Raw genomic sequence first — 13,255 nt, forward strand, 5'->3', positions numbered from 1 at the left:
ACGCTCCGTCAGAGACCGGGCCGGACGGGCGCCGTGCGCCCGGTCCTGGCGGATTCGAGGGCCGCGAGGGCCAGGGCCATCGACCGGACGCCGTCCTCACCCGTGGCGGAGGGGGCGCGCTCGCCCCGGATCGCGGCGTGGAAGGCGGCGAGTGCCCGCTCGTAGAGATTGGTACGGTCGACGGACAGGGACCCCTCGCCGGCCGCCGTGCGCAGCACCACGTCGCCGACCGGCTTCTGCGTCATGCAGTTGGTGCCGATGAGGGACCCCTCGGTGCCGTGCACCTCGAAGCCCGTGGTCGCGAACCGCGTCGTGAAGGCGTCGTGGAACTGGGCGAGCAGCCCGGACTGGAAGCGGACGGTCCCCATGACGCCGTCCTCGATGCCGGCGGCGCCCATGCCGCCCTCCTGCACCATGGCCGTGACCTCGACCGGCTCCTCGCCGAGCACGAAGCGCAGCGTGTCCGCGTCGTGGACGGTGATGTCCATGACCACGCCGGCGCCGGCGTCCGGCGTCGTGATGCGCCAGCCCTGCAGGTGCGGCGGCAGGAACACGGCGTGGAACACGCGGGCGAAGAGCGGCCGGCCGATGCGCCCGGCCGCAATGGCCTCGCGCATCGCGCGATGCGTGCCGGCGTTGCGCAAGTGGTGGTTGGTGCCCATGACGACGCCGGCGCTCCGGCAGGCGGCGACCATCTCCCGGGCGCCGTCGAGCGCGAGGTCGAGCGGCTTCTCGCAGAGCACATGCCTGCCGGCCTTCGCGGCGGCGAGCGTCTGCGGCCGGTGCAATTCGTTGGTCGTGGAGATGTAGACGGCGTCGATGCCGCTGCCGAGCAGGGCGTCGAGGTCCGTCGTGCTGCGGGCGATGCCGTTGTCGCGCGCATAGACCTCGCCCCGCGCGGCGTCGCTCGACATCACGGACACGACCTCGCCGCCCGTGGCGCGGATCGCCCCGATCACCCATTCCCGCGCGATGGTGCTCGCGCCGATCAGGCCCCAGCGGACGGTCATGCGTACTCCCTCGTGCGGGCGGCGAAGGGCGCCCCGCAGCTCTCGCGCACTACGAGGCGCGTTTCGCCGGTGTAGGACATGGCGGACGGATCGCCGCCGCGGATGATGCCGAGGAGGCTGTCGGCGCAGCGCGCGCCCATGGCGCGGGTGTCGGCGCTGACGGTCGTGAGCGGCGGCGCGTTGTGCTCCGCCTCGTCGATGTCGTCGAAGCCGACCACGGCGACGTCGCGGCCGGGCCGGATGCCGCGCATGGCCAGCGCCCGCGTGGCGCCCATGGCGACGATGTCGTTGTAGCAGAACACCGCCGTCGGCGGCTCGGACACGGCGAGCGCCTCCTCCATCGCGCGTTTTCCACCCTCGCGGGTGGGCATCGACTCGAAGATCAGGCCATCGTCGAACGGCAGGCCGGCGGCCGCCAGCGCGTCCCGCCAGCCGGCGATCCGCTCCTGCTGCGTGGTCATGGTGGCGTAGCCGCCCATGAAGGCGATGCGGCGGTGCCCGAGCCCGATCAGGTGCTCCACCGCCTTGCGCGCGCCGGCCTGGTTGTCCGGCCCGACATAGGGCAGGGGGCTGCCGAGGATGCGGCGCATGGTGATGACCATGGGCATCCCGCGCGACGGCATGTTGGCGAGCGTCCAGGCGTCGGTGCCGCGCGCCGGGCTCATGATGATCCCCGCGACGCCGTGCTCGCGCATCGAGCGCAGGACGTGGGCCTGCCGGTCGAGGTCCTCGTTGGTGTTGGCGAGGATCGGCACGAAGCCGAGCTGGTAGAGCCCCTCCTCGATGCCGACGGCGAGCTCGGCGAAGAAGGGGTTGGTCAGGTCGCTGATCAGCATCCCGACGAAACTGGAGGTGGCCGTGCGGAGATTGGCGGCGCCGCGGTTGTAGACGTAGCCGAAGCGGCGGATGACGTCCTCGACGCGCTCGCGGGTCTCGGCCTTGACGAGCGACGAGCCCTTGAGAACGAGCGACACGGTCGACTTCGACACGCCGGCGGCGCGCGCGATGTCGACGATCGTCGTCGGACGGCCAGTGCCGGTCCTCGGGTCGCCCATCCTGTCGTTCCTCACTCAGTCGCTCTTGGCGACGCTCTCTTGGAACGGTCCAGACAACCTGAAGCAGGAAAAGCCGCTCGACTTTGCAACTATCTGATCTAGCTCAGATTATTGCGCGGCAGATCTGCTGTCGCTTGACTTTGGAACGTTCTAATGCAGAAGTTGCCGTAACGCTCAGCCCCTGTCAAGCAGGCGACTGGCGAGGGACAAGGGGCCGCAGCGCCCCGGGGAAACGCGAGAGGACGAGGCGATGACCAGCATCATGCTGCCGACCGCGGCGGGAACGCGCGAACCGTTCCGGCTTGCCGAGGCGTCACCCTATCCGTCGCGGCATACGGGTGGCTTTCCCCGCACCGTCTATGCCGCTGCCCACGTCGTCGCCGACCCCCTGCGCCAGACGGATCCCTGGCGCACGCCTGTGGTCGACTGGGATGCCACGCTCGCCTTCCGCCGACACCTCTGGGGGCTCGGCTTCGCCATCGCCGAGGCCATGGACACCTCCCAGCGTGGCATGGGGCTCGACTGGGCCGGCGCCCGCGAGCTGATCGCCCGCTCGCTGGCCGAGGCCCGGACGGTTCCCGGCGCCGACCTCGCCTGCGGCGCGGGAACCGACCAGCTCGACCCGGCACAGACCCGCTCGCTCGACGACGTGATCCGCGCCTACGAGGAGCAGATGGAGCACGTCGAGGCGCATGGCGGGCGGATCATCCTGATGGCCAGCCGCGCGCTGTGCCGACTGGCAAAGGGCCGCGACGACTACCTCGCCGTGTACGGCCGCCTGATCGCGCAGGCCCGCCAGCCGGTGATCCTCCACTGGCTGGGCGAGATGTTCGACCCGCAGCTCGCCGGCTACTGGGGCTCGACCGACGTCGACCAGGCCATGGCGACGTGCCTGTCCCTCATCGACCGGCACGCCGCGAAGGTCGACGGCATCAAGATCTCGCTGCTGGAGCGCACGCACGAGGAGCGCATGCGTCGCATGCTGCCGGCGGGCGTGAAGATGTACACCGGCGACGACTTCAACTACGCCGACCTCATCGCCGGCGACGGCGAGCACCTCTCTCACGGGCTGCTCGGCATCTTCGATCCCATCGCGCCGGCCGCCGCCGCAGCCTTCGACCGCCTCGCGGCGGGGGACCTCGACGGCTACCACGCCATCCTCGGGCCGACGGTGCCGCTGTCGCGGCGCATCTTCGAGGCGCCGACGCAGTTCTACAAGGCGGGCGTCGTGTTCATGGCCTGGCTCAACGGCCACCAGGACCACTTCCGCATGGTCGGCGGCATGGAATCGGCCCGAGGGCTGGTCCACTATGCCGACGTCTTCCGTCTGGCGTCGCAGGCGCGGCTGTTCACCGACCCGGACCGCGCCGTGGCGCGCATGCGCGCCTTCCTCGCCGTCAACGGCGTCTCATGACGGCAGGCCGGCGCGCCGGCCCGCTCAGTCCGGGACGACGGCAGTGGCCTGGATCTCGACGAGGGCCTCGTCCTCGATGAGGCCGGAGACCTGCACCGCCGCCATCGCCGGGTAGTAGCGCCCGATCACGTCGACATAGGCGCGGCCGATGGCGCTGCGCTTGGCGATGTAGTCCTTCTTGTCGACCAGGTACCACGTCATCGAGGTGATGTGGCGCGGCTCGGCGCCGGCCTCGGCCAGCACCGCGACGATGTTCTGCAGCGTCTGGCGCACCTGCCCGACGAGGTCATGCGCCTCGAAGCGGCACTCACCCGTCCAGCCGACCTGGCCGCCGACGAAGATCGTGCGGCCGCGCGCGGCGACGCCGTTGGCGTAGCCGATGGGCTTGGCCCAGCCGGCCGGCTGCAGGATGTCGTGCACCGGCTCGGGCTTGGCGGGCGGGCTGCGCCGCGGCGTCTGGTCGTTCATCGGGCTCCCCATTCTTCAGCATCCCGCCTTGAGCATCTCGCGTGCGATGATGAGCTTCTGCACTTCCGTCGCGCCCTCGTAGATGCGCAGGGCGCGAATCTCGCGGTAGAGCCGCTCGACGATCTCTCCCGAGCGGACGCCACGTCCGCCGAACATCTGGACGGCCCGGTCGATGACCTGCTGCGCCGTCTCGGTCGCCGTCATCTTGGCCATCGCCGCCTCGCGGGTGGTCGGCAGGCGCTGGACGTCGCGGCGCCACGCGGCGCGGTAGGTGAGCAGGGCGGCGGCGTCGACGCCCGCCGCCATCTCGCCGATGGCGGCCTGCGTCAGCTGCAGGTCGCCCAGCGTGGCGCCGAACATCCTGCGGTTGCGGGCGTGAGCGAGGGCCTCGTGCAGCGCACGCCGGGCGAAGCCGAGCGCGGCCGCGGCCACCGACGCGCGGAAGATGTCGAGCGTGCGCATCGCGATCTTGAAACCCTCGCCGGGCGATCCCAGCAGATGCGAGGCCGGGATGCGGCAGCCGGTGAAGCGGATGCGCGCCAGCGGATGGGGCGCGATGACGTCGATGCGCTCGGCGATCTCGAAGCCGGGCGTGTCGGCGAAGACGACGAAGGCGGAGATGCCGCGCGTCCCCGGCGCCTCGCCCGTTCGGGCGAAGACGGTGTAGACGTCGGCGATGCCGCCGTTGGAGATCCACGTCTTTTCGCCGTCGAGGACGTAGTGGTCGCCGTCGCGGCGCGCGGCGCAGGCCATGGCCGCGACGTCCGACCCGGCGTCGGGTTCGGACAGGGCGAACGCCGACACCATCGCGCCCTCGCCCACGGCCGGCAGGACCCGCGCCTGCAGGGCGGGATCGCCGGCGAGGCTGATTGCGCCCGTGCCGAGGCCCTGCATCGCGAAGGCGAAGTCGGCGAGCCCGTCGGCGAAGGCGAGCCGCTCGCGCGCGATGCACAGCAGCCGGGAGTCCAGCACGTCCGAGGCTCCGCCGAAGGCTGCCGGCACGCAGGGCTCGAGGAAGCCGGCCTCGCCGAGCCTCACCACGAGACCCTTGCACGCCGCGTCGGTGTCGCCGTGGTCGATGCCCTCGAGGCCGCCCTCGGCGATCCAGTCGTCGAGCCGTCGCGCGAAGACGCGATGGCGCTCCTCGAAGAACGGCCAGTCGAGATGGCCGAGGTCGCCGCGCGGGGTGGAAAGGCCGGCCACGTCAGTTGCCCTCGAACACCGGCTTCGCCTTGGCGGCGAAGGCCTCGAAGGCGCGGCGGAAGTCCTTGGTCATCATGCAGATGGCCTGGGCCTGCGCCTCGGACTCGATCATCTCCTCGAGACCCATCGCCCATTCCTGGTTGAGCATCGTCTTGGTGATGCCGTGCGCGAACCAGGGACCGTCGGCCAGCCCCCGGGCCATCGCACGGGCCTGCTCCGGCAGGGCCTCGGGCGCGTGCAGCGCGTTGTAGAAGCCCCAGGCGGCGCCTTCCTCGGCGGTCATGGCCCGTCCGGTGAAGAGCAGCTCAGCGGCGCGGCCCTGCCCGATGAGGCGGGGCAGGATGCCGCAGGCGCCCATGTCGGCGCCGGCGAGCCCGACGCGGGTGAAGAGGAACGCCGTCTTCGTGCGCGGCGTCGCGAGGCGCAGGTCGGACGCCATGGCGAGGATCGCGCCGGCCCCGGCACAGACGCCGTCCACCGCCGCGATCACCGGCTGCGGGCAGCGGCGAATGGCCTTCACGAGGTCGCCGGTCATGCGGGTAAAGGCCAGCAGGTCGGGCATCGACATCCGCGTCAGCGGCTCGATGATCTCGAACACGTCGCCGCCGGAGCAGAAGTTGCCACCCTCGCCCGTCAGGACCACCGCGCGCACGTCGCTGGCGTAGGCGAGGTCGCGGAACAGGTCGCGCAATTCCGCGTAGCTCTCGAAGGTAAGCGGGTTTTTCTTGTCGGGGCGGTTCAGCGTCAGCGTCGCCACGCGCCCGTCCGTATCGGTCTCCCACCGGAAGTGGCGGGCGTGGTAGTCGCGGAAGGGCCGCAGCGTCTCGCGCATCGTGTCCATGGTCTCACCCCGCCATCACTTCGCCGCCGGCGACCGCGATCGCCTGCCCCGTCACCGCCGACGCGCCGTCCCCCGCCAGCCAGAGCACCGCGTCCGCCACTTCCGCCGGGGCCACGAGGCGGCCCTGCGGGTTGGAGCGGGCGAGCGTCCTGCGGGCATCCTCGGCCGAGCGACCGGTCTTGGCGACGATCGTCTCCACCGCCTGGTCGATCAGCGGCGTGTCGGTGAAGCCCGGACACACCGCGTTGACCGTCACGCCCGACGTCGCCAGCTCCAGCGCCAGCGCCCGCACGAGCCCGACGACGCCGTGCTTCGCCGCCACGTAGGCGGAGACGTAGGGGTAGCCGACGAGCCCCGCCGTGCTGGCGACGGCGATGATCCGGCCCCGGCCTCGCGGCTGCATCCCCGCCGCCGCGGCGCGGAAGCAGTGGAACGTGCCGGTGAGGTTCAGCGCCAGCGTCGCATCCCAGAGGGTGCGATCGGTCTTCGCAAAGGGGGCGCTCGGCGCCGCGCCGGCATTGGCGACGAGGATGTCGAGCGGACCCCGTTCGGCTTCGGCGGCGGCGAAGGCATGCCCGACCGCAGCCTCTTCGGTGACGTCGAACACCGCGGTGCCGTGCCGCGCCGCATCGGGCAGTGCGGCGCGCACCGCCTCCAGGGCGCCGGCCCGGCGCCCTGCCAGCGTCACCCGCGCACCCTCGGCGGCCAGCGCGGCGGCGATGGCCGAGCCGATGCCGCCGGCGGCGCCGGTGACGAAGGCGTGCCGCCCGGCGAGGCGCCCGGCGCCGCTCATTTGCCGGCCGCCGCGCGGGCGAGGTTGGTCTCGTACTGGCCGCGGCCGGAGAGGTACTGCTTCGGCCATGCGACGCCGCCGTAGCCGATCTTCGCCGCCTCGTGCAGCGTCCACGCCGGGTCGGCGAGGTGCGGGCGGGCGACCGCGCAGAGGTCGGCGCGGCCGGCGGCGATGATCGAGTTGGCGTGGTCCGCCTCCGAGATGGCCCCGACGGCGACCGTCGCGATGCCCACCTCGTTGCGGATCTTGTCGGAGAACGGCGTCTGGTAGAGGCGGCCGTAGACGGGCCTGTCGCCCTTCAGCGTCTGGCCGGACGAGCAGTCGATCATGTCGGCGCCGGCCTCCTTGAAGAGGCGCGCGAAGATTGCTGCGTCGTCGGGCGTGTTCCCGCCCGGATACCAGTCGTGGCAGGAGATGCGCACCGTGATCGGCCGGTCCTGTGGCCACACCGCCCGGATCGCCTTGAACACCTCGACGGGGTAACGGGCGCGGTTCTCGTGCGAGCCGCCGTAGTCGTCCGTCCGCACGTTGGTGAGCGGCGACAGGAAGCTCGCCAGCAGATAGCCGTGCGCGCAGTGCAACTCGAGGATGTCGAAGCCCGCCTCGGCGCCGTAGCGCGCGGCGCGGACGAAGTCGTCGCGGACGCGGTCCATGTCGTCGCGCGTCATCTCGCGTGGCACCTGCGAGTGCGGGAGATAGGGGATCGGGGAGGCCGAGATCAGCGGCCAGTTGCCGCTCTCCAGCGGCTCGTCGATGCCTTCCCAGCCGAGGCGGGTCGAGCCCTTGCGGCCGGCATGGCCGAGCTGCAAGCCGACTTTCGCGTCGGAGTTGGCGTGCACGAAGTCGACGAGGCGCTTCCATCCCGCCGCCTGCTCGTCGTTCCACAGGCCGAGGCAGCCGGGCGTGATGCGGGCGTCGGGCGAGGTGCAGGTCATCTCGCCGAAGACGAGGCCGGCGCCGCCGATGGCACGGCTGCCGAGGTGCACGAGATGGAAGTCGTTCGGCACGCCGTCCTTCGCCGAGTACATGGCCATCGGGGAGACGACGATGCGGTTCTTCAGCGTCAGGCCGCGGATGGTGAAGGGCGTGAACATCGGCGGCGGCGGACCCATGTTGCCGCCGACGGGAACGCCGGAATGGGCGGCGAACCAGCGCTCGTAGCCTTCGAGCCAGGTCTTGTCGCGCAACCGCAGGTTTTCGTGGCTGATGCGCTGCGAGCGCGTCAGCAGCGAGTACATGAACTGCTCGGGCTCCAGCGTGTCGCAGTAGCGGTCGCCCACGACCTCGAACCACTCCATGGCGTTGCGCGCCGCGTTCTGGATGCGGGCGACGTCGACGCGGCGCACCTCCTCGTAGGCGTCGAGCACGGCCGGGATCCTGTCGGCCGTGTCGCCGAGGATCTTGAACTGGCGCACGAGCTCGATGGCGTCCTCGAGCGCCAGCTTGGTGCCGGAGCCGATGGCGAAGTGGGCGGTGTGCGCCGCGTCGCCCATCAGCACGACGTGGCTGCTGCCGTTGAAGGTCGACCAGCGGTCGCAGATGAGGCGGCCGAAGTTGAGCCAGGCCGACCCGCGCAGGTGCCGGCTGTTGGTCATCAGCCGGGCGCCGTCCAGCGTTTCGGCGAAGAGCGCCTCGCAGAAGGCGACGGACTCGTCCTGGTCCGCCTTGTCGAGGCCGTGGGCGAGGAAGGTGTCCTCCGTCGTCTCGACGATGAAGGTCGAGGTGTGCTCGTCGAACTTGTAGACGTGCGCCTGGAACCACCCGTGCTCGGTGCGGCGGAAGTCGAAGGTGAAGGCGTCGAAGGACTTGTCCGTGCCGAGCCAGATGTAGCGGTTGGGCCGCATCTGCATGTCGGGGCGGAAGATGTCCTCGTACTTGCGGCGCACCTTGGAGTTGACGCCGTCCGACGCGATGACGAGGTCGGCGTCGGGGAAGTCGAGGTCGCTGTCGACCTCGGTCTCGAACTGCAGCTCGACGCCGAGTTCCTCGCATCGCGCCTGCAGGATGTTGAGCAGGCGCTTGCGGCCGATGCCGACGAAGCCGTGGCCGCTGGTGCGCATGCGCTTGCCGTGGATGACGACCTCGATGTCGTCCCAGTGGTTGAAGGCCTGTTCGACCTCGGCGGCGGTCTTGGGATCCCAGACGCGCATGTTCTCCATGGTCGCGTCCGAGAACACGACGCCCCAGCCGAACGTGTCGTAGGGCCGGTTGCGCTCGACCACGGTGACTTGGTGGGCGGGGTTCAGCAGCTTCATCAGCAGCGCGAAGTAGAGCCCCGCGGGTCCCCCGCCGATGCACACGATTCTCATGACGCTCTCCTTGGCCGGCTCAGGACGAGGCCTGGGTCGCGGCCCGTTCCCGCAGCACGGACCGGCGCAGCTTGCCGGTGTCGGTGCGCGGCAGTTCCGACACGAACTCGATGGATCGGGGGTACTTGTAGGGGGAGATCTCTGCCTTGACGTGGTCCTGCAGCGCCTTGGCGAGGTCGGGGCCCGGCTCGGCGTCCGGGGTCGGCACCACGAAGGCCTTCACGATCATGCCGCGGTCGGCGTCGGGCTGGCCGACGACGCCGCACTCCTTCACCGCCGGGTGGGTGAGGAGGGCCGCCTCCACCTCCGGGCCGGCGATGTTGTAGCCGGCCGAGATGATCATGTCGTCGTTGCGGGCCTGGTACCAGAAGTAGCCGTCCGGATCCCGGATGTAGGTGTCGCCGGTGATGTTCCACCCGTTGCGGACATAGACCGTCTGGCGGTCGTCGGCGAGGTAGCGGCACCCCGTGGGGCCGCGCACCGCGAGGCGCCCGGGCGTGCCGTCGGGAACGTCGTTCATCGCCTCGTCGACGACGCGGGCCTCGTAGCCGGGCACGGGTCGTCCTGTCGCGCCGGGACGGATGTCCTCGGGCGAGGAGCCGATGAAGATGTGGAGCATCTCGGTGGCGCCGATGCCCTCGGTGATGCTGATGCCGGTCGCTTCCTTCCAGGCCTCGAAGGTGGGCTTGGGCAGCGCCTCACCGGCGGAGACGCACAGGCGCAGGCTGGAGATGTCGCGCCCCTTGAGCAGCGGAATCATCGCCCGGTAGGCCGTGGGCGCGGTGAAGGACACGGTGGCGCGGTAGGTCTCGATGCCGTCGAGGAGCTCGGGCGGGGACGCCTTCTCCAGCAGGATCGTGGAGGCGCCGACGCGCAGCGGGAACAGCACCAGCCCGCCGAGCCCAAAGGTGAAGGCCAGCGGCGGGGAGCCGATGAAGCGGTCGTCGGGGCGGGGCTTCAGCAGATGGCGGGCGTAGCCGTCGCAGATCGCGAGCATGTCGCGGTGGAAGTGCATCGTGCCCTTGGGCACGCCCGTCGTGCCCGAGGTGAAGCCGATGAGGCACACGTCGTCGCTCGCCGTGTCGCAGGCCGCGAACGTATCCGGGGCAGCGGCGGCCAGCGTTTCGAGGCTGCCCGGCGCGCCGTCGCCGAAGGCCACCACGGTCTTGAGCGAGGGCGCGGCCGGCCGCGCCTTCCCCAGCTCGTCGAGGAGACGGGCGTCGCAGACGGCGAGCGCGATCCGCGCCTTCTCGACGATGGTGGCGAGTTCCTTCGCGCGCAGCAGCGGCATCGTCGCCACGACGACGCCACCGGCCTTGATGACGGCGAGGTAGGTGGCGACCATCAGCGGGTTGTTGGGCGCGCGCAGGAGCACCCGATTGCCGGAGACGAGGCCGAAGCGCTGCGTCAGGACGTTGGCGATGCGGTTCACCTGCGCCTGAAGGTCGGCATAGGTCCAGCGCGTGCCGGGCGCGACGATGCAGTCCCGGTCGCCGTCGCCGGCCGCAACCCGGTCATCGACGAAGGAGACGGCGCAGTTGAGGCGCGGCGGGTAGCGGAACTCGGGCCGGTCGAGCAGGAAATCGGGCCACTGCTCGCGCGGCGGAAGGTTGTCCCGCGGGAAGCTGTCGACGTGGCCTGACCGCTCCATGCATCGCCTCCGCTCGCCGCCCCGGCGGGTCGTCCCTGCCGGTCGTCCGCATCGCCGGCGCGACCTGCGCATCGGCGGCAGATATTTAACATCTAAAATAATTGGAGCCGTGCTTGTCAAGCGACACGCGGTCGCTCCGCGCCGGCATGCGCGGCCTGCGGCGTCCGTTGACAGCCCCCGAATTATTTCATTCCTTAACTGCATACGATATTCGGTTTGCGGCGTCCGTCCGCGGGCCGGACGGGTCGGTGCCGGGAGGCGCGGGCCTGCCATTCCCCGCCGCCGCCGGTTTCTCACAGGTGCGCGGCGACGCATGTGAGGACGAGACCATGGACCGGCGCAACGCGCGCTCCGACGACGCCCTGAGGCACGCCCGCCCGCAAATCCAGGATCTCTCCACGGAGAACATCGCAGAGCTCGCCGTGCGGGCCCGCGAGCTGGGTGACGTGATCCCGCTGTGGTACGGCGAGGGCGACCTGACGACGCCCGCCTTCGTGCGCGACGCCGCCAAGTCGGCGCTGGACGCCGGCATGACGTTCTACATCCCCGACATGCACGGCCATCCCCCGCTGTCGGAGGCGATCGCGGCCTACCAGTCCCGCCTGCACGGGGTCCCGATCGAGCGGCGGCGCTCGACCGTCGCGCCCGGCGGCATGCACGCCCTGCTGCTCGCCATGGAGCTGGTGGCCGACATGGGCACCAACGTGGTCTATGTCGAGCCGCAGTGGCCCAACATCCGCAACCTGATCCACCTCGTGGGCGCGGAACCGCGCGCCGTGTCTCTCGACTTCGTCGACAACGACTGGCGGCTCGACCTCGACAAGCTGTTCGACGCCTGCGACCACCGCACGCGCGCCATCGTGTTCTCGACCCCGTCCAATCCCTGCGGGTGGGTCGCGTCGCGCGACGAGATGCGGGCCATCCTCGAGTTCGGCCGCGAGCGCGGCATCTGGATCGTCTCGGACGAGGTCTACAACCGCCTGTGGTTCGGCGAGGGCGAGGCCGCGCCGTCGATCCTCTCGATCGCCGATCCGGAGGACCTCGCGCTGTCGGTCAACAGCTTCTCGAAGGCTTGGGCGATGACCGGCTGGCGCTGCGGCTGGCTGACGCACCCCCTGTCGGTGGCGCCCCAGCTGGCGCAGATGACCCAGCTGATGAGCAGCGGCACCTCCGGGCCGATCCAGGCCGGCGCCCACGCCGCGATCACGCAGGGCGAGGAGCTGGTGACGACCATGCGCGAGCGCTGCCGGACGGGAATCGATCTCGGCTACGAGCGGCTCAAGGACGTCGCCCGCATCCACCTGCCGAAGAAGCCGCGCGGCGGCATGTACATCTTCTTCTCGCTCCCCGACACGCCGAACTCCCGCGACGCCTGCATGAAGGTGCTCGAGGGCGCACGCGTCGGCCTGGCGCCGGGCTCGATGTTCGGGCAGCCCTCGGCGAGCTTCCTTCGCATGTGCATGTGCCGTGACCAGGCGCAGCTGACCGTGGCGCTCGACCGGATGGTCGACGCCCTGTCGTGACGGATTTCGGGGCCCGATCCACGGGCTCCGCACGCAGACCGGGTGAAACCGGGGAGGGAGAGAGGACAATGATGAGGATTGCACGTCGCACGATGCTGGTGGCCGCATCCCTGGCGATGGGCGCGGCCCTGGCCGGGCCGGCGCTGGCGCAGGAGAAGCTGGCGGTCGGCGCCTACCCGGCGAACCCGCCGTGGCAGTTCAAGAACGAGAAGGGCGAGTTCGAGGGCTTCGAGGTGGAGATGGTCCGCGAAATCTCCAAGCGCCTCAACCTGACGCCCGAGATCTCGGACATGGGCTTCCAGGCCCTGTTCGCCGCGACCAGCTCCGGCCGTATCGACATGGCGATCTCCTCGATCACCATCACGCCCGAGCGCCTGAAGAGCCAGTCCTTCACGCAGGCCCACTACGACAGCGACCTCGGCATCGCCTCGCAGAAGGCCAAGCCGATCAAGTCGCCGGAGGAGCTGAAGGGCAAGACGGTCGGCGTGCTCTCCACCTCCACGGGCGACAAGTGGACCAAGGAGAACCAGGCCAAGTACGGCGTCGCCACGATCCGCGGCTACAACCAGCAGACCGAGATGCTGCTCGACCTCGCCGCCGGTCGCGTCGACGCGGTGATCAGCGACGTGCCGGGCATGGACTACTCCTTCACCAAGATGAAGGACCTGGCCGTCACCTCCCGCATCAAGACGGGCGAGCAGTACGCGCTGATGATGCGCAAGAACCATCCGCTGCTCGAGAAGGTGAACGCCACCGTCACGGCGATGAAGAAGGACGGCACGCTGCCGGCGATCCACAAGAAGTGGTTCGGCACGGACGCCCCGGCCGACAGCTCGACCGCGCAGGAGCGCCCGCTCCCCAAGGAGTGAGGCGCCAGCCGGCCGAACGTTCCCCGGCGCCGGAGCCATCCGGCGCCGGTCTTGCATGACCGCCTGCGGACCCTGTCCGCCGCCCGGGTCCGGGCACCCCGCCCCGTTTCCCTTCCCCA

The 13,255-nt window shown here is 70.6% G+C and carries 11 protein-coding genes; 3 read left to right on the top strand and 8 right to left on the bottom strand.

Going from position 1 to position 13,255, the window contains the following annotated elements; genetic code table 11:
* Positions 1-8: 8 nt before the first annotated feature.
* Positions 9-1,010, bottom strand: coding sequence for a Gfo/Idh/MocA family protein (locus tag ACX9GQ_RS10745; protein ID WP_459629524.1), 1,002 nt, complete (start codon positions 1,008-1,010; stop codon positions 9-11).
* Positions 1,007-2,065, bottom strand: coding sequence for a LacI family DNA-binding transcriptional regulator (locus ACX9GQ_RS10750; RefSeq protein WP_459629525.1), 1,059 nt, complete (start codon positions 2,063-2,065; stop codon positions 1,007-1,009). Before ACX9GQ_RS10750 ends, ACX9GQ_RS10745 begins: the two co-directional genes overlap by 4 nt.
* 250 nt (positions 2,066-2,315) lie before the next feature.
* Here ACX9GQ_RS10750 and ACX9GQ_RS10755 point away from each other — a divergent pair, with 250 nt between their 5' ends.
* Positions 2,316-3,479 (top strand): dihydrodipicolinate synthase family protein, encoded by a 1,164-nt coding sequence (locus ACX9GQ_RS10755; RefSeq protein ID WP_459629526.1) that lies wholly within the window; start codon positions 2,316-2,318, stop codon positions 3,477-3,479.
* Positions 3,480-3,503: 24 nt separating this feature from the next.
* Here ACX9GQ_RS10755 and ACX9GQ_RS10760 read toward each other — a convergent pair whose 3' ends face one another.
* The 6 genes from ACX9GQ_RS10760 to ACX9GQ_RS10785 form a co-directional block, all read right to left on the bottom strand.
* The gene (locus tag ACX9GQ_RS10760) at positions 3,504-3,899 is read right to left on the bottom strand and encodes a RidA family protein (protein WP_459629598.1); all 396 of its coding nucleotides are present in this window, start codon (positions 3,897-3,899) and stop codon (positions 3,504-3,506) included.
* 63 nt (positions 3,900-3,962) lie between these two features.
* Positions 3,963-5,150: an acyl-CoA dehydrogenase family protein gene (locus tag ACX9GQ_RS10765; RefSeq protein WP_459629527.1), complete on the bottom strand. Its 1,188-nt coding sequence runs from the start codon at positions 5,148-5,150 to the stop codon at positions 3,963-3,965.
* A 1-nt stretch (position 5,151) separates the two neighbouring features.
* Entirely contained in the window at positions 5,152-5,991 is an 840-nt protein-coding gene (locus ACX9GQ_RS10770) for an enoyl-CoA hydratase family protein (protein WP_459629528.1), read from the bottom strand.
* 4 nt (positions 5,992-5,995) lie between these two features.
* On the bottom strand, positions 5,996-6,784 hold the full coding sequence (locus tag ACX9GQ_RS10775; protein ID WP_459629529.1) for an SDR family NAD(P)-dependent oxidoreductase: 789 nt from the start codon (positions 6,782-6,784) through the stop codon (positions 5,996-5,998).
* Positions 6,781-9,093 (bottom strand): bifunctional salicylyl-CoA 5-hydroxylase/oxidoreductase, encoded by a 2,313-nt coding sequence (locus ACX9GQ_RS10780; protein ID WP_459629530.1) that lies wholly within the window; start codon positions 9,091-9,093, stop codon positions 6,781-6,783. Before ACX9GQ_RS10780 ends, ACX9GQ_RS10775 begins: the two co-directional genes overlap by 4 nt.
* Before the next feature lie 19 nt (positions 9,094-9,112).
* Entirely contained in the window at positions 9,113-10,744 is a 1,632-nt protein-coding gene (locus ACX9GQ_RS10785; protein WP_459629531.1) for a benzoate-CoA ligase family protein, read from the bottom strand.
* A 329-nt stretch (positions 10,745-11,073) separates the two neighbouring features.
* Here ACX9GQ_RS10785 and ACX9GQ_RS10790 point away from each other — a divergent pair, with 329 nt between their 5' ends.
* Together ACX9GQ_RS10790 and ACX9GQ_RS10795 are read left to right on the top strand one after the other, a co-directional pair.
* Complete coding sequence (locus ACX9GQ_RS10790) at positions 11,074-12,267, top strand: pyridoxal phosphate-dependent aminotransferase (RefSeq protein WP_459629532.1); 1,194 nt, start codon at positions 11,074-11,076, stop codon at positions 12,265-12,267.
* Between the two features lie 71 nt (positions 12,268-12,338).
* Positions 12,339-13,136 (top strand): ABC transporter substrate-binding protein, encoded by a 798-nt coding sequence (locus ACX9GQ_RS10795; RefSeq protein ID WP_459629599.1) that lies wholly within the window; start codon positions 12,339-12,341, stop codon positions 13,134-13,136.
* Positions 13,137-13,255: the final 119 nt, after the last annotated feature.

This window comes from Alsobacter sp. R-9 (assembly GCF_054612375.1).